The sequence below is a fragment of the Bifidobacterium sp. ESL0763 genome (assembly GCF_029433395.1).
Taxonomy (GTDB): domain Bacteria; phylum Actinomycetota; class Actinomycetes; order Actinomycetales; family Bifidobacteriaceae; genus Bifidobacterium.
In genome coordinates this window covers 1,455,435-1,477,833 of sequence record NZ_JAQTHW010000002.1, presented here as the reverse complement: position 1 = coordinate 1,477,833, position 22,399 = coordinate 1,455,435, and the positions used below count along the sequence as shown (strand labels likewise).

Here is a 22,399-nt window from a genome sequence, read left to right as displayed (position 1 = left end):
TGTCGCAGCCTTCGGAAGTGAGGTAGGGGCGCTCGTCAGCCGAAGAGGCCGGAGAGCCCGCCGCCCAGGTTCGGCGGGAGGTCGGGCATGCCGTTGCCGGCGTCCATCGCCTCCTGCAGGCCCGCGGGCAGCGCGGGATTCTGGGGCTTCTTGGCGAAGGCGGAGCCACCGGACTTCTTGGACTTGCCCGAAAGCTTGTCGCGCAACGCCTTCTCCTCGGCCTCGCGCTTCATCGGATTGCCCGACTTGGAACGCTTCTTCTTGCCTTTCTTGCCCTTCTTCTTGCCGCCGTAGCCGCCGCCCATCGCGGGGCCGCCGAAGCCGGGGATGCCGCCGCCGACCTTGTTGGTCATGCGCTTCATCATCTTGGCCGCCTGCTCGAAGCGCTGCAGCAGTCCGTTGACCGCCGAGACGGTGTTGCCCGAGCCGTAGGCGATGCGGGCGCGGCGGGAGCCGTCGATGATGGAGGGGTCGCGCCGCTCTTCGGGCGTCATCGAATGGATGATGGCTTCGGTACGGTCGATCTCGTGCTCGTCGAGGGCTTCGAGCTCCTTGCTGTGGCTGGCCATGCCGGGGATCATGCGCAGCAGGCTCTTCATCGATCCGAGCTTGCGCACCTGCTCCAGCTGCGCCATGAAGTCGTCGAGGCCGTAGGTGCCCTTCGCCATCTTCTTGGCGGACTCCATGGCCTCCTGCTCGTCGAACTCCTTCTGCGCCTGCTCGATCAGGGTGAGGATGTCGCCCATGTCGAGGATGCGCGAGGCCATGCGGTCGGGATGGAAGACCTCGAAGTCCTTGAGCCCCTCGCCGTTGGAGGCGAAGAGGATCGGCTTGCCGGTCACGCTGGCGACAGAGAGGGCCGCGCCGCCTCGGGCGTCGCCGTCGAGCTTGGAGAGCACCACGCCGGTGAAGTCCACGCCCTCGTCGAACGCCTCGGCGGTCTTCACGGCGTCCTGGCCGATCATCGCGTCGATGACGAAGAGGATCTCGTCGGGATTCACGGCGTCGCGAATGCCACGCGCCTGCGCCATCAGTTCCTCGTCGACGCCCAAGCGGCCGGCGGTATCGATGATGACGGTGTCGTAGAGCTTGGATTTCGCGAACTCGATGGAGTCGCGGGCCACCTGCACGGGGTTGCCGCTGGTCTGGCCGGGAGCCGCCACGGCCTCGCCGCCCTCGGACTGCACGCCCCTCTCGGGAGCGTAGACCGGCACATCGGCGCGCTGGCCGACCACCTCGAGCTGGGTGACGGCGTTGGGGCGCTGCAGGTCGGCCGCGACCAGAAGAGGGGTGTGGCCCGAATCCTTGAGCCAATAGCCGAGCTTGCCGGCCAGTGTCGTCTTGCCGGCGCCCTGCAGGCCGGCGAGCATGATGACGGTGGGCGGGTTCTTGGCGAAGTTCAGCGGACGGTCGACGCCGGCGCCGAGGATCTGCGTCAACTCCTCGTTGACGATCTTCACCACCTGCTGCGCGGGGTTGAGTGCCTGGGAGACCTCCTCTCCGAGCGCGCGCTCGCGGATGCGCGAGGTGAAGGAGCGCACCACGTCGAGTGCCACATCGGCGTCGAGCAGGGCGCGCCGGATCTCGCGGATCGTGCCGTCGATGTCCGCCTCGGTGAGCTTGCCTTTGCTCTTGAGGTGCTTGAACGCGCCGGAGAGCCTGTCTGTCAAAGAACTGAATGCTGCCATAATGTGCCCCATTCTACCGGTTCGTAGGGAGAAAGACAGGGAGCCTCCCCGGCTTGGTTTCCCGCCGGGGAGGCTCCCTGTGGTTGTGGGCCTTTCAGCCCCTGGTCTCGTTGCCGCTACATCTCAAGACGATGGCGGGAGACGATCTCGTCGTTGGTGCGCATGTAGGTGATCGCGCATCCGGCGAGGACGACCAGTATGGCCAGCAGACCGATGAAGAACGGCGAACGCTGGCTGGTGGACGTCGGCGAGGTGGCCGACGCCACGGCGGTCTCGCCACCGACGCACTGCGTGTAGGCGGCCGGTGAGATCAGTCCGTTCTGCAGATAGGCGGCGGCGCAGGTGCGCTGCTTCTGGCTGTTGCCGTGGCGGGCGACGTGCGGGGCGTTGCCCACGCTGTGGTCGCCACCCATCAGAGGCGTCGCGGCCAGTGCCCCGGTCGGAGCCGCTGGTGCGGCCACCGGCGAATTCTGGGTTGACGGCATTGTGGACTGAGACGTTCCCGATTGCTGCGGGGTGGAGTTGGTTTGCGGGTGGGCTTGCACTTCCAGGTTGCCGCCATTCGTGCCGGGGGACACGATGTGGGTCGTCTGGCCTTCCATGCTTCCGCCATTCGTGCCGGCGGACATGTTGATGTGGTGCGTCTGGCCTTCCAGGTTGCCGCCATCCGTGGTGGCGGGAATCACGTGCTTCTGCCAGACGGCATAGAGCGTGACGCTATCCGCGGTGAACGGGAAGGTGTCGCCGTTGGCGTAGGTGGCGGTGGTTGCCGACGGATCGGTGGACCAGCCCTCGAACACGTAAGCCGTCCTGTCCTGGGCGCTGGCGTGGGGCTTGAACGGGTCCGTGGTCGGCAGCACCGGGTTGGAGGACGTCACGTTGTGCGAGATGTTGTGGTTCGTCATCGCGCCGTTGGCGTCGTAGGTCGGCATCGGCACACCCGAGGCGTTGATCATGGGGAAGGTCTGGGTCAGGTTCTTGTTGCCATCTGCCGTATAGCCGGCGGCCGAGGCGCTGAAGTCGACTCCCTGCGGCAGGTTCGCGTTGAGGGTGAGGGCGCGGTTGGTCAGGGCACCTGAGGTGTAGGTGCCAGCGCGGTTGGCGTCGGTCTTTATCGTGTTGGTCACGCTGTCAGGGGAGATCGCGGAGGTGTCGCCGGTCACTTCGGTGACACCGGTGGTGCCGTCGGAGAGCTTGGTGATGCGGGTTACGTTGCCTTGCCAGTCGTTTCCGGAGACGTCGATCTTCGTTTTCGGGCCGATGGTGAGGGTCTGCACGTGCGCCCAGTTGAACATGCCGTACATGTTGGTGACGTGGGTGGTGTCCCAGCCGCTCAGGTCCAGCAGGCTGAGGTTCTGTCCCCAGAACAGCTGCTGCATGTCGGTGACATGGCTGACGTTCAGGCCACTCAGATCCATCGAAGTCAGCGCGGTGCCATCGAACATCGACCGCATGTTCTCAAGGTTGCTGGTGTCCCAGCCGCTCAGGTCCAGGCTCGTCAGGGAGCTGGAGAGCTGGAACATGCCCTGCATGGTCTTCACTTCGCTGGTGTCGACATGGTTGTTGCTCTTGAACGTCTTCAACGTTCCATAGGAGTTGCTTCCCCAGTCGCCGAACAGGAAGGCCGAATTGACGGGCAGCTTCGTCTTGTTCACGCCGTCGAAGACGATGTGCGTGGCCTGGTCGAAACCGAATTCCGTATGGATATGGCTATAGGGATAAGTGGAATCGCCCGTATTGAGAACGGTGAGGTCGTTCTCCACGGCCGGATCGGTGGCCGTGAAGGTGAGGGTGCACTCGCCGTTGTATTCGGCGCTCGGAGCCAGCGTCCACTTGCCGTGGCTCATGGCACCGGTGGTGTTGCAATTGCCGGCTGGGTCGGACTGGGGCCCCACCTGAGGTGCGGGGGCGGGCGTGGCCTGCTTCTGCGCCTCGTCCGTCTTGGTGGTGTCGCTCTTGGTGCCAGCATCCGGCTGCGCGTCCTGCTTGGACGTGTCGGGCTGCGTGGTGGCCGTTTCGTTGACCGGCTGCGGTTCCATGTCGGCCGCCTGCGAGAGAACCGGCGCGCCCAGCAAAGCCGTGGCCGCCGCCGCTGCCAAGAGAATTCTGAGGTTCTTGCTCATATTCAATCAGCTCTTTTCCTTGTATCGTCTGTTTCGTGCCTATCCGCGATTCCCCCAAGCGTTGCTTGATCGCGAACGAAAGCTTTTTCTTATGACAGTTGAACTGTAACACAAAAACCGGGACAAATGTGGGCTGAGCGACACACCATATATTTGCCTAGTTTTATGTGACAAAAGCCCGGCGTTTCAGCACTTTTACCCCGTTGTGGGCGCTTGGTGGAGCGTGCGCGGGCCACGGGGTACGCTGGATGCGGAGGCCCTGAAACTCGCCTGGACGGCGAGAGGTTTTTGCATATTAAAATGGACGCGGATTGCCTGTTTGGCAATCGATACCATAAAGCCGATGTGCGGGAGAGAGACATGGCGGGTATGAAACGCAGAGGTCGGATCGCCGTCGTCGTCGCGGCGCTCGTGGTGGTCGCCATGGTCGGATGCCTGGCCGGCGTGAGGCCCGCGTACCGGTATTACCGCCAGGCGATTGCGCAGTGCATCCAATGGGGCAACTCCTATATGCTCGACGAGCAGCACCTCGCCACCCTGCAGCAAGGCGACGACGCCCTGCTCGCCCAGGCGAAGTCATCGAACGCCGTGGCCCAGGGCAGGCTCGACGGCAAGTTCTACTCCCGCGCCGAGGCCGCGTCCAAGGCGGTGCGTGCCGAGCGCGACATCGATACCACTGCGGCGAAGACGTTGCCGCAGGCCGATTGCGCGGCGCACCAGCTGCCCACCACGCTCCGAGGCACCGGACAGCGCTTCGAGGCGCTGACCCGTCGTTCAGGCGAGGCCGTGGCGAGGCTCGATGCCGCCTTCAGGCCGCTTGAGCTGGCGCTGTTCGACGGCGACCCCGTGCGCACGGCGCAGCAGCATGACCAGCTGGCGGCACTGCTGCCCGGCATCCGCTGCTTCGACGGGGAATCAGCGGGATTGCTGGCCGACGAGGGCCTGCGCCACGCCTTGGACGGCGCGATCACGCGCAGCGAGGCCGACCTCGGCGACGCCCACGCCACCTATGGCCGGTATGTCGGCGACCAGGACGCGCTCTACAAGGCGGCCGACGCCATGGTCGCCTCGCGCAACAGGCGTGAGGGCATCGACTGCGGCCACCAGCGCTGCGTGGCGCTGACCTTCGACGACGGTCCCGCCTCTACGACCCCCGGCATCGCAAAACTGTTGCGCACGAACCATGCCCATGCCACCTTCTTCGCCATCGGGCAGAAGGTCGGCGGCAACGGAAGTGTCATCGCCTCGTCGCCGCATCGGCTCGACATGCCCGTCGGCAGCCATACCTGGAGCCATGAGGACCTGCCGAAGATCATGAAGAACCACGACGAGCCCCAGCAGCTCGACGCCACGGCCCAGGCTATCCAGACCACCACCGGACACGTGGCCAACGAGGTGCGTCCGCCGCACGGCGCCGTCGACGAGGCGAGCCGGACGTACATCGGCCAACATTTGGGCTCGTCGGTGGTGGAATACGGCGTGGACGCCTACGACTGGGCCAACGGCGCGACCGACTCGTCGGTGAGGCACGAGGTGGAGGCCCAGGTGCGGCCCGGCGACATCGTGCTGATGCACGACGTCTACCGGCACACGCTCGACGATCTTCCCGACATCCTCGCGCACCTGCACGGGCAGGGATACCGGTTCGTCACCGTGCCCGAGCTCACGGGCGAATACCCGCGCGCCGGCACCGTCTATTACGGCCGCGACGACATCCTGAGAATGTAAGGGCCGCCGGATACTTGCATATCCAGCGGCTCGTTGAGGTTGCCGTGCGTTCGCCCCGGCTGTCTGCTTTCGGCTTCCTACTTCAGCTTCCAGGTGGAGCCTGACGGCTTGTCCTCGATGACGATGCCCAGCTCCGTCAACCCGTCGCGGATGCGGTCGGCCGTGGCGAAATCCTTCGCCTTGCGCGCCGCGTTCCTTGCCTCGAGCTGGTGGTTGACCATCGCGTCGAGCAGCTCGTGCTCGCTCTTCGTTCCGTTTTCGCCTTCCTCGCCGGCCGTGGCGTTCGCGTCCTCGCCGCTCCAGGGCTCGGCCAGCGGGTCGAGGCCCAGGGTGTCGAGCATCGCGCGCACCTCAAGCAGGGTGCCGCGCAGCGCCGTGAACGAGGGGAGGATGTCGATGAGCGCGGCCGACAGGGAGCCGTGGGCCAGCGCGAAGCGGGCTTTGGCATCCTGCAGCAGCGTCTCCTGGGGAAGGTCCGGGTATTTGCCCTGCACGCAGTCCAGGGTCTCGCGGAACTCGTTGACGGCCGCATGCAGCTGCTGGTCGTCGATGTCGCCGGCGGCCGCGCGCTTGGCCTCCAGCTGCGAGACCATCGTGTTGCCCTGGCGGATCGCGGTGAAGATCGCGGCCGTGGCCCCGGAGACGTTGATGTCATCGTTCATCGCGTCCACGAATTGCCCGGGCAGCTGGTCGGCGCCGACGGCCCGAACCTCGTCGAGGCCCGGCATCTCGTCGGGACCCAGCAGGCGCTCGGCCTGGCCGATGAAATTGGCGATGCGTTCGTAGGCGGCCTTCGCCTCGGCCAGCGTCTGGTCGCTCCATTCGAGCATCGAGCGGTACTGCACGCCGCCCAGGGCATAGCGGACCACCCAGGCCGGGTTGTGCGCCAGCACGCTGGGCACGGAAAGCCCGTTGCCCAGCGACTTCGACATCTTCTCGCCCTTGGCCGTCACCCAGGCCGAGTGCATCCAGGTGCCGGCGGACTTCCAGCCGGCCGCGCGGGTCTGCGCCATCTCGTTCTCGTGGTGGGGGAAGCGCAGGTCGAGGCCGCCGCCGTGGATGTCGAACATGTCGCCCAGGTAGCGGTGGCTCATCGCCGAGCACTCGATGTGCCAGCCCGGCCGTCCCACGCCGAAGGGGGTGGACCAACGGGCGGTCTCGGGGTCACTGGGCTTGGAGGCCTTCCACAGCGCGAAATCGCGGGGGTCGCGCTTGGCCGGGTCGTAATCGGCCGGATCGACGGGATTGTATTTGTCGTCGCCGGACCGGTCGACGCTCGGGCCCATATTGTCGGTGACCGCGCTGGCCTCGTCGTGGGTCTCGCCACCGCCCTGCTTCTGGTGGGTCAGCTCGCCATAGTACGGCCAGCTCGCCACGTCGAAGAACACGTTGCCGGTCGGCTTGCCGTCCCCGTCCTTGATCACGTAGGCATGGCCGTTGTCGATGATGCGCTGGATGAGCTCGACCATGTCGCCGATATGGCCGGTGGCGCGCGGCTCGTAGGTGGGCGGCAGCACGCCGAGCGCGTCGTAGGCCTGCGTGAACTCGCGCTCGTAATGGTAGGCGCGCGCCCACCATTGCTGGCCCGCGGCGGCGGCCTTGTCGAGGATCTTGTCGTCGATGTCGGTGACGTTGCGGATGAAGGTGACCTGGTAGCCGAGCCGTTCGAGCCAGCGACGCACGATGTCGAAGGCGACGGCGGCGCGGATGTGGCCGATATGCGGCGAGCTCTGCACGGTGGCCCCGCACACGTAGATGCCGACCTTGCCCGCGACGATGGGGGTGAACGGCGAGATCTCGTGGGTGGCGGTGTCGTAGAGCCTCAGCGCGCCAGCGGCCTGGGCCATCGGCTTGCCGGCGGCGGTGCCTGGCACGGCGTATGACTCGTGACGGTTGGAATTCTGCGGGTTTTCGGCGTTATCCATAACTTAAAGAATATTGGCTTTCACCGACAATTCGCGCCCGGCAGGAGCACGAGGGGCCCGGACGATCATTTGGGGTGACGGAATGTCACAATGGGAGACATGACTACGCCGAAAGTGCTCATTCTGCAACATGTCCCCTGTGAGAAGCCGGGAAGGATACTGGACAGTCTCGATGACCTTGGCATGTCGACGACGACCCTGTCCATCGCCGAGCAGGCCGATCCGCAGCTGCCGGAGCGCGACGAGGTGGCCGGCATCGTGATCATGGGCGGGCCGATGGGCGCGCAGGATTTCAAGGAGTACCCGGGGCTGAAGGTCGAGGCGAAGCTGGTGCGAAAGGCCGTCAAGGCGGGCAAGCCGGTGCTGGGCATCTGCCTGGGCCACCAGATCATCGCCACCGCGCTGGGCGCCACGCTCGAAAGCGGCGCATGCTCCGAGATCGGGTTCGGGACGATCAGACAGGTGGCGCGCGACGACTATTTCCGCATGTGGAGTCCGAAGACGCATGTGCTGCATTGGCACAACGACGTGGTCTCGCTGCCGCAGGGCGCGCAGCTGCTGGCCAGCTCGAAGCACACCGCCAACCAGGCCTTCCGCTTCAAATCCGCGCTCGGCCTGCAGTTCCACCTGGAGGTCACGCCCACGCTGCTCGACGAATGGCTGGCCGAACCGTCGATGGTCGAGGGGATGAAGAAGAGCGAGATCTCGCGGATCCGGATGGACTTCCAACGGTACGACGCCCAGCTGCAGCCCTTGGCCGAGCAGGTGTTCTCCGGGTTCGCCGTGCGCTGCGAGAACTGCGCCCGTGCCATCCTCGAGGCCGAAAGGTGCTGAGCGGCGGGGCGCTGCATGTTCCTTTGCATCGATGCGTCGAAAAGCACGAAATCCGGCCCCAAAACGTGCTTTTCGACGCAAGTTCGGTTATGGTGCGTCGAAAAGCATGGAAAAGGGTGCTTTTCGACGCGGGTTCGCCCTCGGGACGACGGGGCGCATGGGCGGAACCTGATTCGGGTGTGGGCCGAAAGGTGTTGATAGGCGGCGGTACCATCGAGTCACTATGCCGACTTATGACTTGGGACTTGAACACGTTTCGCTCGATTTCGCGACCAAAACCATCTTCACCGATGTGACGCAGGGGATTTTCGAAGGCGACCGCATCGGCATCGTCGGCAAGAACGGTGACGGCAAATCCACATTGCTGCGCCTGCTGTCCGGCGCCCAGCAGCCCGATTCCGGCCGTGTGACGATGCGCAACGGGCTGACGTTCGGCATGCTCGACCAGCGCGACCCTCTGGACGATGACGCCACGGTGCGCCAGGCCGCGCTCGAGGGGCGCGAGGACTACCAGTGGGCCTCCGACACCCGTTCCCGCGAGATCGTCGAGGCGTTGCTGGGAGGGCTGAGCCTCGAGGCGAGGATCGGCTCGCTTTCCGGTGGCCAGCGCCGTCGCGCCGACCTGACCCGTCTGCTGCTCAAGGACTGGGACATCCTGGCGCTCGACGAGCCCACCAACCATCTCGACATCGTCACTATCCACTGGCTGGCCGAGCACCTGAAGAACCGCTGGGCCTCGGGCCATGGCGCGCTGCTGCTGGTCACCCACGACCGCTGGTTCCTCGACGAGGTCTGCGAGTCGATGTGGGAGGTGCACGACGGGGTGATCGACCCGTTCGAAGGTGGCTACAGCGCCTATATGCTCCAGCGCGTCGAGCGTGACCGCCAGGCCGACATCCGCGAGGAGCGCCGGCGCAACCTGGCGCGCAAGGAGCTGGCGTGGCTGACCCGCGGCGCCCGCGCCCGCGCTACCAAGCAGAAGTTCCACGTCAAGCAGGCACACGAGCTGATCGACGATGTGCCGCCGATGCGCAACACGTTGCAACTCAAGCAGATGGCGACCTCGCGGCTGGGCAAGCAGGTGGTCGACCTCAACGACGTCACCCAGATCTTCGAGCGCCTCCAAGGCAATGTTGCCAGTGGCAACATTGCGGTATCAAATGGCGGAGCTCCAAATGCGCTTGAGGACGCCTCGGCCGGTGACGGAGCCGGCGCCGATTCCGCCTCGCATGTGAGCAAGGTGCCGGCGCTCTACGAGGAGCCCAAGGTCATGGGGTCGGTGCGGCTGGCCGTGGACGACCTGGACGACGAGCGGCTGGTGGATGCCGGCAGCGCGCCGGTCACGGCGACCGGAACCACGGCTGACGCGGATGAGGCGGCCCGGACCTTGTCCGAGGACAACAAGACTGACGAGGGTGCGCAGGCGGATGATGGCGCCACAGCCGCTCCCGCCGTCACCTCGGCCGCCCAAAAGGTGACCATATCCGGCCGAAAGATCCTCGACGACGTCACCTGGCTGATCGGGCCGGGCGACCGCTTCGGCATCGTCGGCGCCAACGGCGCGGGCAAGTCCACGCTGCTCAAGGTCATCGACGGCACGCTCACCCCGACCGCCGGTCACGTGAAGATCGGCAAGACCGTGAAGTTCGCGGTGCTCTCGCAGCGCCTCGACGAGCTCGAGAAACTCGGCAAATACAAGATCAAGGAAGTGCTGGGCCGCTACAGGCCGACCTATGTGGTCGATGGCAAGGAGGTCTCCACCAGCCAGCTGATGGAGCGGCTAGGATTCTCGGCCGCGCAGCTGATGACGCCGATCGCCGACCTCTCCGGCGGCCAGAAGCGCCGCATGCAGCTGCTGCTGATCCTGCTGGACGAGCCCAACGTGCTCATCCTCGACGAGCCGGGCAACGACCTCGACACCGACATGCTCGCCGTGATGGAGGACTTGCTGGATTCCTGGCCGGGCACCCTGATCGTGGTCTCCCACGACCGCTACTTGCTCGAGCGCGTCACCGACGAGCAGTTCGCGCTGATCGGCGGCAAGGTGCGGCACCTGCCCGGCGGCGTGGACGACTACCTCGAGATGGTGCGCAGGATCGAGAACGGCGCCACTCTCGACGAGATCGCCGGCGACAACCGTGGTGGCAAGGCAAAGCGCAAGGGCACGGCGTCGAATGGCGGAACGACCGGATCGCAGTCGATGGATGCCGCTGGCAACGCCGACGGCGGCCATGGCGATGACAACGCCTCGTCCGGCGAGCCGAAGCTGACCGGCAAGGCCTTCCACGACGCCACTCGCCGCATCTCCGCCATCGAGCGCAAGCTGGCCAAGCTCGAAAGCGAGAAGGCGAAGATCGAGCAGCGGATGGCCGAGCACGACCCGGCCGACTATGTGGGCCTGAACGAGCTCAACGGCAAGCTCTCCGCCAATGCGGATGAGAAGGACGCCCTGGAAGCCGAATGGATGGACCTCTCCGAGCAGGTGGAATAGGACTGCTCGCTATCCCTCGTATTCCCAGGGGTTGATGATGTCCAGTCCCGAATCCTCAAAGTCCTTGGTGTTCCTGGTGGCGATGGAGCAATGGTTGGCCGCTGCGATGCCGGCGATTTGGGTGTCGAATATGCTGACATTGTGCCCGGCGCGTTTGCGTTGTGAGGCGATTGCCGCATAGTTGTTGGCGGATGCGGCATCAAAAGAGAGCGTGCGACCGTTGTATTTCAGCAATGTTCGAGTGATCAATATCGACAAATCTCGTTTCTTGCGTCCCTCGGGCATGAGACGAAGTCCATACAGAAGTTCCGCAACGGTTATTGAGCACAGTCGAAGCGAGCTCGGCTGTTGCTTTTTAAGCCATTGCGCAACGTGACTATCGGGGTCTTCCTTGAATGTCTCGCTGACGACATTGGTGTCTAGGATAATCATGATCACTCGAAGGTCATGGGTTCGGCGGTTTGGTCTCGGGATGGCAAGTGGAAATCGTTGATTCCCTTGATGCCTTCCTGCTTCATGTAATTTCGTAGGTCATCGTAGAAGTTGGTCTCTTCGACTTCTTGGCGGACCAGCAAGCCTGCCGTGAAATCCTCTACGATGGAACGCACTTCGGCTTCGGTCGAGCGGTTGTTTTCTTTTGCGATGGCCTTGAGCCTGTCGACTGTCTCATCGTCGACTTTCCTGATGGTGAGTGTGGGCATGAGTCTCTCCTTTATCGTTTTTCTTGATTTCACGGATGAAAGATATGTCACGACGAAGCAGCGTCGACGTGGCGATTAATGGAAGCTGACTGGACGCGCGTCGTCCTTTTCTCGTGGCGGAACCAATTCCTCGTTGGGTCCAAGTCCGCCATCTTCCAACAGGGTGCGGCATTGGGCGAATAGTTCCTCAGAGGTCGTGTGATGGGTTTTCGCCACAACCGCTTCCTCTATGATCGTTTTCGCTTGAGCTTCGAGGGATTGGTGATTGGCTTTTGCCGCGGATTTCAGTGTTTCCAGTTGGTCGCTGGGAACGCCGTGGATGATGAGCGTCTTCATTTTGCCTCCTTGCTCTTGCTTGTCAATATGTATGCTAGCAAAATGCTAGCATACTGTCAAACGCATGGGTGGTACGTCATGATGCTGAGGCGCGTGAGCAATAAAAAAGGTGGATACGGCCCGGAAGCCATATCCACCCGATGTTCGATAGTCGCGGCGATGCCGAAAACGCTGCGCCGTCAGCGGCCCCTTATCTCGCTGCCGACGCCCTTCTCGCTCAGGGCGTGCGGGCCGCGCGTCACCGCGACGGCGCCGGAACGCACCAGCTCGATGATGCCGTAGTTCTCGAGCAGGCCGAGCAGCGCGTCGATCTTGCCCTCGGCGCCCGTGGCCTCGATGGTCAGCGACTGGGGGTGCACGTCGACCACGCGCACGCGGAAGAGACGCACGATCTCGAGCACGTCGGAACGGGTGGTCTGGTCGGCCGAGACCTTGATGAGCACCAGCTCGCGCTCGACGGTGGTCGCCTTGTCGAGGTCGACGATCTTCAGGACGTGCAGCAGCTTGTTGAGCTGCTTGATGATCTGCTCCAGCGGGGTCTGCTCCACGTCGGCGGTCACGGTGACGCGCGAGATGTCGGGGCGCTCGGTGGGGGAGACCGAAAGCGAGTTGATGTTGAAGGCGCGGCGGGCGAAGAGGCCGGCGATACGCGCCAGCACGCCCGGGCGGTTCTCCACGAGCACGGACAGGGTGTGCAACGAGCTGGTGGGCTGGGATGCGGGATAGTTTGCCATGATGTTCCTTTCGCCTACTCTTCCGATGCCGTCTGCGGTTGCGGCTGCCGGGAGGCGTCATCCTCCTGGCCCTCGTCCGTCGTCCCGTCGAGCAGCGGCTGGACGCCCGGCTGGTAGGTCACCGTGTCGTTGGACTTGCCGGCGGCCACCATCGGCCAGACCATGGCGTCCTTGTAGACGCGGAAGTCGATGAGCACCGGACGGTCGTTGATCTCGTTGGCGCGCTTGATCGCGGCCTTGGCCTCGTCCTCGTCGCGCGCGCGGATGCCGACGCAGCCGTAGGCCTCCGCCAGCTTCACGAAATCGGGCACGTCCATGATGTCGGGCGTGTTTTCGCCGTCGCGCAGGCTGGTCTGCGAATAGTGCTTCTCGTAGAAGAGGGTCTGCCACTGGCGCACCATGCCGTAGACCGAGTTGTTGAGGATGGCGATCTTCACCGGTGCGTTGTCGATGAACGCGGCCGCCAGCTCCTCGCTTGTCATCTGGAAGCTGCCGTCGCCGTCGATGAGCCAGACCGGCTTCTTGCCGCCGAAATCACGGGTGGAGCCGACGCTGGCGCCGATCGCGGCGGGCAGGCCGAAGCCCATCGTGCCCAGGCCTCCCGAGGAGATCCAGGAATGGGGGTTCTCGAAGTCGACGATCTGCGAGGCCCACATCTGGTGCTGACCCACGCCGGAGACCCAGATGGTCGAGGGCGCCGCCTGGCGCGAGAGCTCGCCCACTACCCACTGCGGGGAGAGCGTGCCGTCGGGGGTCTTGTCGTCGTAGGGGAGCGGATAGCGCTCGCGCCACGAGTTGATGAGCTTCCACCACGGCTCGAGCTTGGGCTTGTTGTGGATGGCCGGGTCGTGCTTGATCTCGTCGTTGAGGGCGTCGAGCACCTGGGCCACGTCGCCGACGATGGGCACGTCGGTATGGCGGCGCTTGCCGATCTCGGCCGGGTCGATGTCGATGTGGATGACGCGCGCCGAGGGGGCGAACGTGGCCATGTCGCCGGTGACGCGGTCGTCGAAGCGCGCGCCGATGGCGACCAGCAGATCACATTTCTGCGCGGCCGCGGTGGCGGGGAAGGTGCCGTGCATGCCCGGCATGCCGAGGACCTTCGGGTCGGAATCGGGCACGATGCCGCGCGCGGGCAGCGTGGTGACGATTGGGGTGTCGGTGAGGTCGGCGAGCTCCTTGACCTGCGCTCCGGCGTTGGAACGCATGGCGCCGCCGCCCACGTAGAGCACCGGACGGTAGGCGCGCTCGAAGAGCCGGACCGCCTCGTGCAGCATATGGCCGTGGGGCTTGGTGGTGGGATTGTAGCCGGGGAGGATCATGCGCTGCGGCCATGAATAGTACATCTCGCCGACCTGCGCGGTCTTCGAGACGTCGACCACGACCGGGCCGGGCCTGCCGCTGCGGGCGATATAGTGCGCCTCGGCGAGCACGCGGGGGATGTCCTGCGCGTCGGTGACGAGGTAGGAGTGCTTGACCACCGGGTAGGTGATGCCCACGGTGTCCGCCTCCTGGAAGGCGTCGGTGCCGATCGAATCGACGCCGACCTGCCCGGAGATGACCACCAGCGGCACGGAGTCCATGTTCGCGTCGGCGATGGGGGTGACCATGTTGGTCGCGCCCGGCCCGGAGGTCACGATGCACACGCCCACGCGCCCCGTGGCGACGGCATATCCCTCGGCCGCGTGGCCGGCGCCCTGCTCATGGCGCATCAGCACGAAGCGGAACTTGGTGTCGTCGTGGATCTGGTGGTAGACCGGCAGGATCGCACCGCCGGGGATGCCGAAGACGTCCTGGACGCCCAGATCCTCCAGCGTGCGAATCAGCGCCTGCGCGCCGGTCATCTTCTCGCCGTCGACAAGATGCTGCTTGTTCGTTGCCTTGGATGCTTTCTGCACCCCGCTGAATGCCTGCAAAGGCGTTGGTGACACCATCATTCCTCTATCTCTTCGGGCTTGTTGGGGATTGTCGGTGACCAGCCGCATATGGTGTACGCGCGCGTGGCAGGGACGCTCGGCGCGCGTATGCCGCTTGTGGCAGGCCGGAACGCGATGCCGTTGTGCTAGACATCATAGTGTCCGGTGTCTTTGGACGGCAAGCGCTGCCCGAATACTGGCATCGTCCGGCATCATGGTGCCGGCGTGCCAGGGGTTGCCGATTCGGTCGATGGCGTGTCGGCTCCGCCGCCCCAGGGAGAGGACGCCTCAGTGGCGGTGCTTCTTGGCCCGGTGCCTGCCGGGATGGTCGTCGAGCTCGTGCCAGGCCGCCGACGCCGCGGCCAGCTGGGCCTTGCGCTTGCTGGAACCGGTGCCGACGCCCAGCACCTCGTCATCGTCGCCGACCACCGCGCGTGCGGTGAAGACCTGCGCGTATTCCGGGCCGCTGACGGCCATGCGGTAGCGCGGGTCCTCGAGGCCCATGCCGTGCGCCTTGACGGTCAGCGAGGTCTTCCAATCCAGCGCCGGGCCCTCGGTGGCGACCTTCTTCAGCTCGTCGTCGACCAGACGGTGCACCACCCTGCGCGCCTCGTCGATGCCGTGCTCGATGAACGTTGCGCCGATCAGTGCCTCGACGATGTCGCAGAGGATCGAGCTCTTGTCGGCACCGCCGGACTCCGCCTCGCCGCGCCCGAGCAGGATGTAGGGGCCCACCTGGAGCTTCTCGCGCGCGATCTGCGAAAGGGCCTTCTCCGAGACGGCCATGGCGCGCATCTTGGCCAGCTGGCCCTCGTTCATGTCGGGGTGGACGCGGTAGAGCGTCTCGGTGGAGACGAACTCCAGAACGGCGTCGCCCAGGAACTCGAGCCGCTCGTAGTTCGGGGCGCCCTCGTGCTCATGCGAGAAGGAGCGGTGCGTGAGCGCCATGACGAGCGTGCTGGGGCTCAGCTGGGTGCCGAGGCGTTCCAGCAGCTCCTGCTGCGGGTTCCGGGCGGCGTCGTGGCGCGGCTCCGTCTTGCCTACCGGTGCGGCCTTGCGTGCGGCATCGTTTTCGGCGCCGGACTCCGGCTTGGACATCTGTTCGGGTTCGTTGGACATGGGGCTTCCTTTGCGTTCGGGCCACGTCGCACATATCGCGGGCACCAATCGCATGCGGCCGGATGGATGGCCGGGGCCGGTGATTGGGGCAGGTGACACGTCTGCGTGGTTGCGGTACTGGTAGATGACAAAAACAGAATCAATAAAAATGACCCCGCCACCCGTCGATGGCAGGGTCACCTATGAAAGATGAACAAGACTCACTTGCTCAGATTCGAGTCAATGGCTTCACGATAGACGCGGCCGCGGAACGAACCGCAGCTCGGGCAAGCCATGTGGGGCAGGGTCGGCGCTCCGCAATTGGGGCAGGCGACGGTCTTGGCCGCGCTGGCCTTCCAATTGGAGCGGCGCGAATGCGTGTTGGCTCGCGAAGTCTTGTACTTTGGCAGTGCCATGGTATTCCTCTATTTCGTTCGAACTAAACTTGAGCTTAAGCGTGTTAAATCATACAGCACCATCGGTACAAGCCGACGGCCTGCGTACCATGTGCCGGACGGTTCGCCGCAACGCCGGTCTCAGTCGCTCTTCTTGGCCTGCGCCTCTTCGTCCAGCTGGGCCTTGAGGCCGGCCAGGGCGGCGAAGCGGTTGTCGATCACGTCGTGGTGGTGGCCGGGATTGTCGTTGAGGTTGACGCCGCACTGGGAGCATAGCCCCTTGCAGTCCGGGCGGCAGAGCGGCTGGAGCGGCAGATGCTCCACCATGGTGTCGCGCAGCAGGGCCTCGATGTCGGCGAAACCGCCGTCGTGGCTGAGCGGGTAGGTGTCTTCCGCCTCGTCCTCGCCGGCGACGATGTCCACCTCGCCGTGCTTGCCATGGCGAGTATCGGCGGCCTGGGAGGAGTCATAGGGGAAGAACGCGGTGACGTCCAGGTCCCAGTCCCTGTCGATCGGCTTCAGGCAGCGGGTGCACTCGGCGTGCATCGGCGCGGTGAAGCGGCCCATGAACACCAGTCCGTCCGCGATGGAATCGAACGAGCCGTGGACCCGGACCGAATCGCCCTCGCGCACGCCCACGATGTTGTCGCCGATGCCGCTGGGCGCCGGGAAATCGCCGTCCACCGGCTTGCTCATGCCCGGTCGCGCGGAGATCTGGCCGACGGGGATGGCCCATTGCGAATCTTCTGGTCTTGCCATTGCTGCTTATTGCTCCGAATCGTTGTCGTTCTGCTGGTCGTCGACGAGCTTCTTGGCCGCGGCGCGCTGGCGCTCGTCGATGACCTTGATGCCGGCGTCGACGTCGCGCCCGTAGGTGGCCAGCTGCTCCTTGAGGCTCTTCATCACGTCCGCGCAATAGGCGTTCGCGCCCTGCGTGAGCTTGGTGGCCTTGACCTGCGCGGCCTCGATGATCGCGTCCGCCTTCTGGTGGGCCAGGTCGGTGACGCGCTCGTGGTCGGCCAGGAATTCGGCCTGCGCCCGCGCGTCCTGCACGATTTGCGTGGCCTGGTTCTTGGCGTCGGCGGCGATGGCGTCGGCCTCGGCCTGGGCGTTCTCGAGCCGGCGTTCCGACTCTCTCATCAGCGACGAGGCGCGCTCGAGCTGGACCGGCAGCATCGTCTTGAGCTGGTCGAGCTGGTCGGTGAGCTCGTCGCGGTCGAGGCGCACGGTGTTGGGCGTGAAGATGCTCGCCTTGGCGTCCTCGACGGTTTCACTCAGCTGGTCGATGATGTCATAGACCGTGGTGAACTCGTCGCGGCTTCTGCTCGTCGCGTAATCCATCTCGGCCTCGTCGTCCTGCGCGGCCTCGTCCTCGGTCTCGTCGATGGGATGGTTGTGCTCCTGCAGGTCGGGGAGGTTGTCGGCCGTGAAGTGGACCTCGGGCTTGGCGGGAGCCTGCGCGTCGGCATCGTCCGCGTCGTCGATATTATCCGTCGCATTGTCCGTCCGCGTACCGGCGACGTGGAGCTTCGAGGCCTCCATCGGCCCGGTCTTGTCGTCCTCGTCCCGGTTCTCGTCCCCGCTTTTGGCCGGAGCCGCGGAAAGCGCGTCGATGGGCACGACGGTGGCGTCGCGTTGCTCGTCCTCGTCGGTGAGGTTCGTCTGATCAGTCATGGTGACTCTTTTCCTTCTTCAGTGCTTCGTCGAGCATCGAGACCACGCAGTCCGGGACCATGCCGGTGACGTCGCCGCCATGGCGCGCCACGTCCTTGACGATGGTGCTGGATACGTGCTCGAGAATCGGATCGGCGGGCAGGAACAGGGTCTCGACCCCGGAGAGCCTGCGGTTGACGAGCGCCATGCCCAGCTCGGCCTCGTAATCGCCGTTCTGCCGAAGGCCCTTGACGATGACCGTCGCGCCGACCTTGGTGCAGTAGTCCGTGATGAGCCCGGTGGTGGAGGCCACCTTCACGTTGGGATATCCGTCCTTGACGAGCGCCCTGCGGATGACGTCGACACGGGTCGACTCCGAAAACATCGGCGTTTTCGCTGCGTTGACCGCCACCACCACATGCACTTCGCTGAAGATGCGCGCACAGCGCTCGATCACGTCCAGATGACCCGCGGTAACTGGATCATAGGAACCTGGACATACTGCAATAGTCATATTCCCAAGGGTAGCGCCTGATGCTGATTTATGGCCCTTCGGCCGTCACGCATGGCCGCATGGATTGTTAGAATCATGGAGGATAACGGATACGGATGGCAAGGAGATCGCGATGAACGAGGAACGTATGGGAATTGACGACAGGATGGCCGGGCTGGCTTGGGACGAGGCCGGTTTCCGGAACCCCTCGTCGGATCCGGATTCGGGGGCGGGCACCGCGGTGCTCGAGCGCCCCGAGACCAAGGAGGAGACGAAGCGGAGCGACGACGGCGACGCCGACCGCTTCGCGCACTATGTCTCGCGCGACAAGATGCGGGAGTCGCAGCTCACCGGCAGGCCCGTGGTGGCGCTGTGCGGCAAGATCTGGGTGCCCAAGCACGACCCGTCGAAGTATCCGGTGTGCCCGGACTGCAAGCGCATCTATGAGGAGATGATGGGCTGAGTTTTTCTGTCGGCCCTTTTATATGGCGTTGATATGCGAATGCCTCCGGCCTGTGCGGGTCGGAGGCATTCTGCGGTTCTGAGACGGGTGCGCCCTCAGAGCACGTCGATCGACGTGGGGATGGAGGGGTCACCCTTCATCAGCGACTGCGCGGTGATCGGCAGCTCGGCCAGCGCCTTGGCGTGGTGGTCGTGCGCGGCGGTGATGGCGTCGTGGCCCTGGTACTTCTTGTTGGCCTCGCCGTGGTCCATATAGCTGACCATCAGGTCCTTCCAGCCGTCCTGCGGCCGGTAGCCGGCCAGCTTCTGTTCGGAACCGGAGATGACGTGCTCGCCGTTGGCCAGGCCATATTCATAGGAGCGGAAGGCCAGCTTGCGGCCGGGGACGGTGGCCTTGTCCTCGGACTTCTTGGCCACCGGGATCATCTCGCCGTCCTTGCCCTCGCGTTCGGTGAGCTTGTAGACCATCGCGCAGGTGGGCGCTCCGGAGCCGGTGACCAGCATCGTGCCCACGCCATAGGAATCGACCGGCGCGGCCTGCAGGGCGGCCAGCGCGTACTCGTCGAGGTCGTTGGTCACGGTGATCTTGGTGTCCTTGGCGCCGAGGGAATCGAGCTGGTTGCGTGTCTGCTGGGCCAGCGCGGCGAGGTCGCCGGAGTCGATGCGCACGCAGCCGAGCTCCGGGCCCGCCACATCGACGGCCGTCTTGATGGCTTCCTTGATGTCGTAGGTGTCGACCAGCAGCGTGGTGTTTGTGCCCATCGCCCTGATCTGCGAGGCGAAGGCGTCGCGCTCGGAATCGTGGACGAGGGTGAAGCAGTGGGCCGAGGTGCCGATGGCCTTCAGACCGTAGAGCTGGGCGGCGAGCAGGTTCGCGGTGCCCTGGAACCCGCCGACCACCGCGGCGCGTGCGGCGGCCACGGCGGCCCACTCGTTGGCGCGGCGTCCGCCCATGTCCATGCAGGGTCGGTCGCCGGCGGCGCTGGACATGCGCGAGGCCGCGGCGGCGATGGCGGAATCGTAGTTGAGGATGGAGAGCAGCAGCGTCTCCAGCAGCGTGCACTCGCCGAAGGTGCCCTCCACCTCGAGGATGGGGGAGTCGGGGAAGTACATCTCGCCCTCGCGGTAGCCCTTGATCGAGCCGGTGAACCTGAAGTCCTCGAGCCACTTGAGGGTCTCGGGGCTCACGATCTTGCGGTCGGCGAGGAATTTCAGGTCCGCCTCGCCCAGGTGGAAGTCCTCGAGCGCGTCGAGGATGCGCCCGGTGCCGGCCACCACGCCGTAGCGCCGGCCGGCCGGCAGATGGCGGGTGAAGACCTCGAAGACGCATTTGCGCTGGGCGGTGCCGTCCCGCAGCGCCGCGTCGAGCATCGTGTATTCGTACATATCGGTCATAAGGGCCGGTGAACCTTCGAACATCCCATACCTCCCTGAAAGCGGTGCCCGGCGACGCGAGGTGCCGGGGCGCCGCGTGTGACGCCATCGCGGGCGCCGCCTTGCGTATCAAGACCCCAGTCTAGCGTGCGATTCCGATTTTTAGTGGCAATGACTATAAGTAGACATTCCGCCGGATTCCCGGCGTGTCAGCAGGCCGCGCGGGCCCCGTTTTCGCCCGGTTTCCCTAAACTGGCCGGCATGAAATATTTTGTCGGAATCTACCGTATCGTCATCGCGTTCCTGTGCCTGGCGTGGACGAGCGTGGCCTGGGGCGAGCCCAGCTACTGGGTCTATTTCACCTACGAGACCAACTTCCTGCTGGGCCTGGTGATGCTGTGGGCCGGCGTGGCCTGCCTGATCGACGGCAAGCAGCCTCCGGCCTGGCTCAAGGGCATCCTGACGCTCTATATCCTCATCACCGGCATCGTGGCGGCCACGCTGCTGCCGCCGGCCAACCCGCTGACCTCGAAGTACGTCTTCGGCGTCATGACCAACGTCATCCTGCACAAGGCCGCGCCGATCCTCGCCACGATCGACTTCATCCTCTTCGACGCCCACAAACGCTTCAAGTGGCATTATGTGCTCACCTGGCTCATCTACTTCCCGTTCTATCTGGCGTTCGTGCTCATCCGCGCGCAGCTCTGGCCCCATTCCGGCCCGGAGGCGCACGGCAACCCCTATCCATATGGCTTCATCGACGTGGGCAAGATCGGCTGGAACCAGATGTGGATCAACATCGTGCTGTGTATCATAGGCTTCGCCATCCTGGGGCTGGTGCTCTACGTGATCGACCGGATCCTGCCGAAGAAGCCGCTGATCGGCTCCGTGCGCGGCTGATGATAGGTTGACGGTATGGCTCAAATCAAGGATTTGCTCAACGAAAACACCGTGGTGCGCCCCGACGGACGCGCCGTCGACGAGCTGCGCCCCGTCAGGATCACCCGTCATTTCACCGACGCTCCCGAAGGCTCCGTACTCATCGAATGCGGCAACACCCGCGTGATGTGCACCGCCACCTTCGCCCCCGGCGTGCCGCGCTGGCGCAGGGACTCCGGCCTCGGCTGGGTCACCGCCGAATACGCGATGCTGCCGCGCGCCACCTCAGAACGCACCCCGCGCGAATCGGTGAAGGGCAAGATCGGCGGCCGCACCCACGAGATTAGCCGTCTGATCGGCCGCTGCCTGCGCGGCGTCATCGACATGAAGGCGCTGGGCGAGAACCAGGTGCAGCTGGACTGCGACGTGCTGCAGGCCGACGGCGGCACCCGCACCGCCTCCGTCACCGGCGCCTACGTCGCGCTGGTCGACGCGCTGCACTGGGCCGAGGAGCACAGGCACATCCGCTCGGCCGAGAAGGCCATCGCCGACCAGATCTCCGCGGTCTCCGTCGGCGTGATCAACGGCACGCCGATGCTTGACCTGCCCTACGTCGAGGACAGCCAGGCCATGACCGACATGAACGTGGCCATGACCGGATCCGGCAAGTTCATCGAGATCCAGGGCACCGCCGAGCACCGCCCCTTCAGTCGCGAGGAGCTGGGCACGCTGCTCGACCTCGCCGAGAAGGGCAACAAGGAGCTGCAGCGCGCGCAGAACGCGGCGCTCGCCAAGGACTGAACGCGAATGCGCCATAAACGGGCCGCTGAGAGCAAGTGAGCGGCCCGTTTATGGCGCATTTCCTTTTAACGATAATTGGAGGGAATGGAAGATGAAGATCGTCGTCGCCACACACAACGAGGGCAAGCTGCCCGAGATCCGCACCATCATCGCCGCCGAGCTGGGCGATGACGCCCGGCACGTCGAGCTGGTGTCAGCCGGGTCGCTGAACCTGCCGGACCCCGTCGAGACCGGCGTCACCTTCGAGGAGAACGCGCTGCTCAAGGCCCGCGACGTGGCGAATCGCACCGGTCTGCCGGCGCTCGCCGACGACAGCGGGCTCATCGTCGACGTGCTCGGCGCGGCCCCCGGCATCCTTTCGGCGCGCTGGTCTGGCGTGCACGGCGACGACGAGGCCAACATCGACCTGCTGCTCGCCCAGATCGCCGACATCCCCGACGCCAAACGCGGCGCGAGGTTCTGCTGCGACGCGGCCCTGGTGGTGCCGGAGCATTGCGTGGCCAGGCGCGGTGACGGCTCGGCGCCTCAGGCGCGGGAGGTCGCCAGGCTCGGCGAGATGCACGGCACGATCATCCGCGAACGGCGCGGCGCCAACGGTTTCGGCTACGACCCGATCTTCGTGCCCGACGAGCAGAAGGGCGGCCTCACCAGCGCCGAGATGAGCGCGGAAGAGAAGAACGCGATCTCGCACCGCCACAAGGCGTTCGTCGCCTTGGCCCCGGCGGTCAGGAGCGTCATCTCAGAGTAGGCCGATAGGTTTTGGGAGCC

General features: G+C 65.1%; 20 protein-coding genes and 2 pseudogenes. 8 read left to right on the top strand and 14 right to left on the bottom strand.

What is annotated here, in order from left to right:
- Positions 1 to 35: 35 nt before the first annotated feature.
- Positions 36 to 1,688, bottom strand: a complete 1,653-nt coding sequence (gene ffh, locus PT282_RS06765; RefSeq protein WP_277168764.1) for a signal recognition particle protein — start codon at positions 1,686 to 1,688, stop codon at positions 36 to 38.
- A gap of 116 nt (positions 1,689 to 1,804) precedes the next feature.
- Positions 1,805 to 3,811, bottom strand: coding sequence for a BspA family leucine-rich repeat surface protein (locus tag PT282_RS06760; RefSeq protein WP_277168763.1), 2,007 nt, complete (start codon positions 3,809 to 3,811; stop codon positions 1,805 to 1,807).
- Positions 3,812 to 4,180: 369 nt separating this feature from the next.
- Here PT282_RS06760 and PT282_RS06755 point away from each other — a divergent pair, with 369 nt between their 5' ends.
- A complete protein-coding gene (locus tag PT282_RS06755) occupies positions 4,181 to 5,539 on the top strand; it encodes a polysaccharide deacetylase family protein (RefSeq protein ID WP_277168761.1) in 1,359 nt (452 codons plus the stop codon).
- A 77-nt stretch (positions 5,540 to 5,616) separates the two neighbouring features.
- Here PT282_RS06755 and cysS read toward each other — a convergent pair whose 3' ends face one another.
- The gene (cysS, locus tag PT282_RS06750) at positions 5,617 to 7,464 is read right to left on the bottom strand and encodes a cysteine--tRNA ligase (protein WP_277168760.1); all 1,848 of its coding nucleotides are present in this window, start codon (positions 7,462 to 7,464) and stop codon (positions 5,617 to 5,619) included.
- A gap of 99 nt (positions 7,465 to 7,563) precedes the next feature.
- Here cysS and PT282_RS06745 point away from each other — a divergent pair, with 99 nt between their 5' ends.
- The 3 genes and pseudogenes from PT282_RS06745 to PT282_RS07615 all read left to right on the top strand — a co-directional run.
- On the top strand, positions 7,564 to 8,298 hold the full coding sequence (locus tag PT282_RS06745; protein WP_277168759.1) for a type 1 glutamine amidotransferase: 735 nt from the start codon (positions 7,564 to 7,566) through the stop codon (positions 8,296 to 8,298).
- Between the two features lie 223 nt (positions 8,299 to 8,521).
- Positions 8,522 to 10,405: pseudogene (locus PT282_RS06740) on the top strand (ABC-F family ATP-binding cassette domain-containing protein); the annotation flags it as partial.
- Between the two features lie 153 nt (positions 10,406 to 10,558).
- Positions 10,559 to 10,789, top strand: a pseudogene (locus PT282_RS07615) (ABC transporter C-terminal domain-containing protein); the annotation flags it as partial.
- A 9-nt stretch (positions 10,790 to 10,798) separates the two neighbouring features.
- Here PT282_RS07615 and PT282_RS06735 read toward each other — a convergent pair.
- The 10 genes from PT282_RS06735 to coaD all read right to left on the bottom strand — a co-directional run bounded on the left by PT282_RS06735 (position 10,799) and on the right by coaD (position 18,136).
- Entirely contained in the window at positions 10,799 to 11,221 is a 423-nt protein-coding gene (locus PT282_RS06735) for a type II toxin-antitoxin system VapC family toxin (protein ID WP_277168757.1), read from the bottom strand.
- A gap of 2 nt (positions 11,222 to 11,223) precedes the next feature.
- Positions 11,224 to 11,490 carry a DNA-binding protein gene (locus PT282_RS06730; RefSeq protein ID WP_277168756.1) on the bottom strand — a complete coding sequence of 89 codons (267 nt, stop codon included), beginning with the start codon at positions 11,488 to 11,490 and terminating at the stop codon, positions 11,224 to 11,226.
- A 75-nt stretch (positions 11,491 to 11,565) separates the two neighbouring features.
- Complete coding sequence (locus PT282_RS06725; RefSeq protein WP_277168755.1) at positions 11,566 to 11,826, bottom strand: hypothetical protein; 261 nt, start codon at positions 11,824 to 11,826, stop codon at positions 11,566 to 11,568.
- Between the two features lie 179 nt (positions 11,827 to 12,005).
- A complete protein-coding gene (gene ilvN, locus PT282_RS06720) occupies positions 12,006 to 12,560 on the bottom strand; it encodes an acetolactate synthase small subunit (protein WP_277168754.1) in 555 nt (184 codons plus the stop codon).
- A 14-nt stretch (positions 12,561 to 12,574) separates the two neighbouring features.
- Entirely contained in the window at positions 12,575 to 14,494 is a 1,920-nt protein-coding gene (locus PT282_RS06715; RefSeq protein ID WP_277168982.1) for an acetolactate synthase large subunit, read from the bottom strand.
- Between the two features lie 270 nt (positions 14,495 to 14,764).
- Positions 14,765 to 15,595, bottom strand: coding sequence for a ribonuclease III (gene rnc / locus PT282_RS06710; RefSeq protein WP_374114152.1), 831 nt, complete (start codon positions 15,593 to 15,595; stop codon positions 14,765 to 14,767).
- 200 nt (positions 15,596 to 15,795) lie between these two features.
- Positions 15,796 to 15,990: a 50S ribosomal protein L32 gene (gene rpmF, locus PT282_RS06705; protein ID WP_277168753.1), complete on the bottom strand. Its 195-nt coding sequence runs from the start codon at positions 15,988 to 15,990 to the stop codon at positions 15,796 to 15,798.
- Between the two features lie 120 nt (positions 15,991 to 16,110).
- A complete protein-coding gene (locus tag PT282_RS06700) occupies positions 16,111 to 16,728 on the bottom strand; it encodes a DUF177 domain-containing protein (protein WP_277168752.1) in 618 nt (205 codons plus the stop codon).
- 6 nt (positions 16,729 to 16,734) lie between these two features.
- A complete protein-coding gene (locus PT282_RS06695) occupies positions 16,735 to 17,643 on the bottom strand; it encodes a cell division protein (protein ID WP_277168751.1) in 909 nt (302 codons plus the stop codon).
- Positions 17,636 to 18,136, bottom strand: a complete 501-nt coding sequence (coaD, locus tag PT282_RS06690; RefSeq protein ID WP_277168750.1) for a pantetheine-phosphate adenylyltransferase — start codon at positions 18,134 to 18,136, stop codon at positions 17,636 to 17,638. Before coaD ends, PT282_RS06695 begins: the two co-directional genes overlap by 8 nt.
- A gap of 145 nt (positions 18,137 to 18,281) precedes the next feature.
- Here coaD and PT282_RS06685 point away from each other — a divergent pair, with 145 nt between their 5' ends.
- Positions 18,282 to 18,578 carry a DUF3039 domain-containing protein gene (locus PT282_RS06685; RefSeq protein ID WP_277168980.1) on the top strand — a complete coding sequence of 99 codons (297 nt, stop codon included), beginning with the start codon at positions 18,282 to 18,284 and terminating at the stop codon, positions 18,576 to 18,578.
- 95 nt (positions 18,579 to 18,673) lie between these two features.
- Here PT282_RS06685 and PT282_RS06680 read toward each other — a convergent pair whose 3' ends face one another.
- The gene (locus tag PT282_RS06680) at positions 18,674 to 19,996 is read right to left on the bottom strand and encodes a nicotinate phosphoribosyltransferase (RefSeq protein WP_277168749.1); all 1,323 of its coding nucleotides are present in this window, start codon (positions 19,994 to 19,996) and stop codon (positions 18,674 to 18,676) included.
- A 216-nt stretch (positions 19,997 to 20,212) separates the two neighbouring features.
- Between PT282_RS06680 and PT282_RS06675 the strand changes: the two genes are divergently transcribed.
- The 3 genes from PT282_RS06675 (at position 20,213) to rdgB (ending at position 22,379) form a co-directional block, all read left to right on the top strand.
- Entirely contained in the window at positions 20,213 to 20,851 is a 639-nt protein-coding gene (locus tag PT282_RS06675; protein ID WP_277168748.1) for a Pr6Pr family membrane protein, read from the top strand.
- Positions 20,852 to 20,866: 15 nt separating this feature from the next.
- A complete protein-coding gene (rph, locus tag PT282_RS06670; protein WP_277168747.1) occupies positions 20,867 to 21,631 on the top strand; it encodes a ribonuclease PH in 765 nt (254 codons plus the stop codon).
- Between the two features lie 91 nt (positions 21,632 to 21,722).
- Positions 21,723 to 22,379 carry an RdgB/HAM1 family non-canonical purine NTP pyrophosphatase gene (gene rdgB, locus PT282_RS06665; protein ID WP_277168746.1) on the top strand — a complete coding sequence of 219 codons (657 nt, stop codon included), beginning with the start codon at positions 21,723 to 21,725 and terminating at the stop codon, positions 22,377 to 22,379.
- The last annotated feature ends 20 nt before the right edge of the window (positions 22,380 to 22,399 follow it).

Bases quoted from the DNA above. Each gene is read 5' to 3' on its own strand.
- ffh (WP_277168764.1), bottom strand. From the start codon at position 1,688: ATGGCAGCATTCAGTTCTTTGACAGACAGGCTCTCCGGCGCGTTCAAG.
- PT282_RS06760 (WP_277168763.1), bottom strand. From the start codon at position 3,811: ATGAGCAAGAACCTCAGAATTCTCTTGGCAGCGGCGGCGGCCACGGCT.
- PT282_RS06755 (WP_277168761.1), top strand. From the start codon at position 4,181: ATGAAACGCAGAGGTCGGATCGCCGTCGTCGTCGCGGCGCTCGTGGTG.
- cysS (WP_277168760.1), bottom strand. From the start codon at position 7,464: ATGGATAACGCCGAAAACCCGCAGAATTCCAACCGTCACGAGTCATAC.
- PT282_RS06745 (WP_277168759.1), top strand. From the start codon at position 7,564: ATGACTACGCCGAAAGTGCTCATTCTGCAACATGTCCCCTGTGAGAAG.
- PT282_RS06735 (WP_277168757.1), bottom strand. From the start codon at position 11,221: ATGATTATCCTAGACACCAATGTCGTCAGCGAGACATTCAAGGAAGAC.
- PT282_RS06730 (WP_277168756.1), bottom strand. From the start codon at position 11,490: ATGCCCACACTCACCATCAGGAAAGTCGACGATGAGACAGTCGACAGG.
- PT282_RS06725 (WP_277168755.1), bottom strand. From the start codon at position 11,826: ATGAAGACGCTCATCATCCACGGCGTTCCCAGCGACCAACTGGAAACA.
- ilvN (WP_277168754.1), bottom strand. From the start codon at position 12,560: ATGGCAAACTATCCCGCATCCCAGCCCACCAGCTCGTTGCACACCCTG.
- PT282_RS06715 (WP_277168982.1), bottom strand. From the start codon at position 14,494: ATGGTGTCACCAACGCCTTTGCAGGCATTCAGCGGGGTGCAGAAAGCA.
- rnc (WP_374114152.1), bottom strand. From the start codon at position 15,595: ATGTCCAACGAACCCGAACAGATGTCCAAGCCGGAGTCCGGCGCCGAA.
- rpmF (WP_277168753.1), bottom strand. From the start codon at position 15,990: ATGGCACTGCCAAAGTACAAGACTTCGCGAGCCAACACGCATTCGCGC.
- PT282_RS06700 (WP_277168752.1), bottom strand. From the start codon at position 16,728: ATGGCAAGACCAGAAGATTCGCAATGGGCCATCCCCGTCGGCCAGATC.
- PT282_RS06695 (WP_277168751.1), bottom strand. From the start codon at position 17,643: ATGACTGATCAGACGAACCTCACCGACGAGGACGAGCAACGCGACGCC.
- coaD (WP_277168750.1), bottom strand. From the start codon at position 18,136: ATGACTATTGCAGTATGTCCAGGTTCCTATGATCCAGTTACCGCGGGT.
- PT282_RS06685 (WP_277168980.1), top strand. From the start codon at position 18,282: ATGGCCGGGCTGGCTTGGGACGAGGCCGGTTTCCGGAACCCCTCGTCG.
- PT282_RS06680 (WP_277168749.1), bottom strand. From the start codon at position 19,996: ATGTTCGAAGGTTCACCGGCCCTTATGACCGATATGTACGAATACACG.
- PT282_RS06675 (WP_277168748.1), top strand. From the start codon at position 20,213: ATGAAATATTTTGTCGGAATCTACCGTATCGTCATCGCGTTCCTGTGC.
- rph (WP_277168747.1), top strand. From the start codon at position 20,867: ATGGCTCAAATCAAGGATTTGCTCAACGAAAACACCGTGGTGCGCCCC.
- rdgB (WP_277168746.1), top strand. From the start codon at position 21,723: ATGAAGATCGTCGTCGCCACACACAACGAGGGCAAGCTGCCCGAGATC.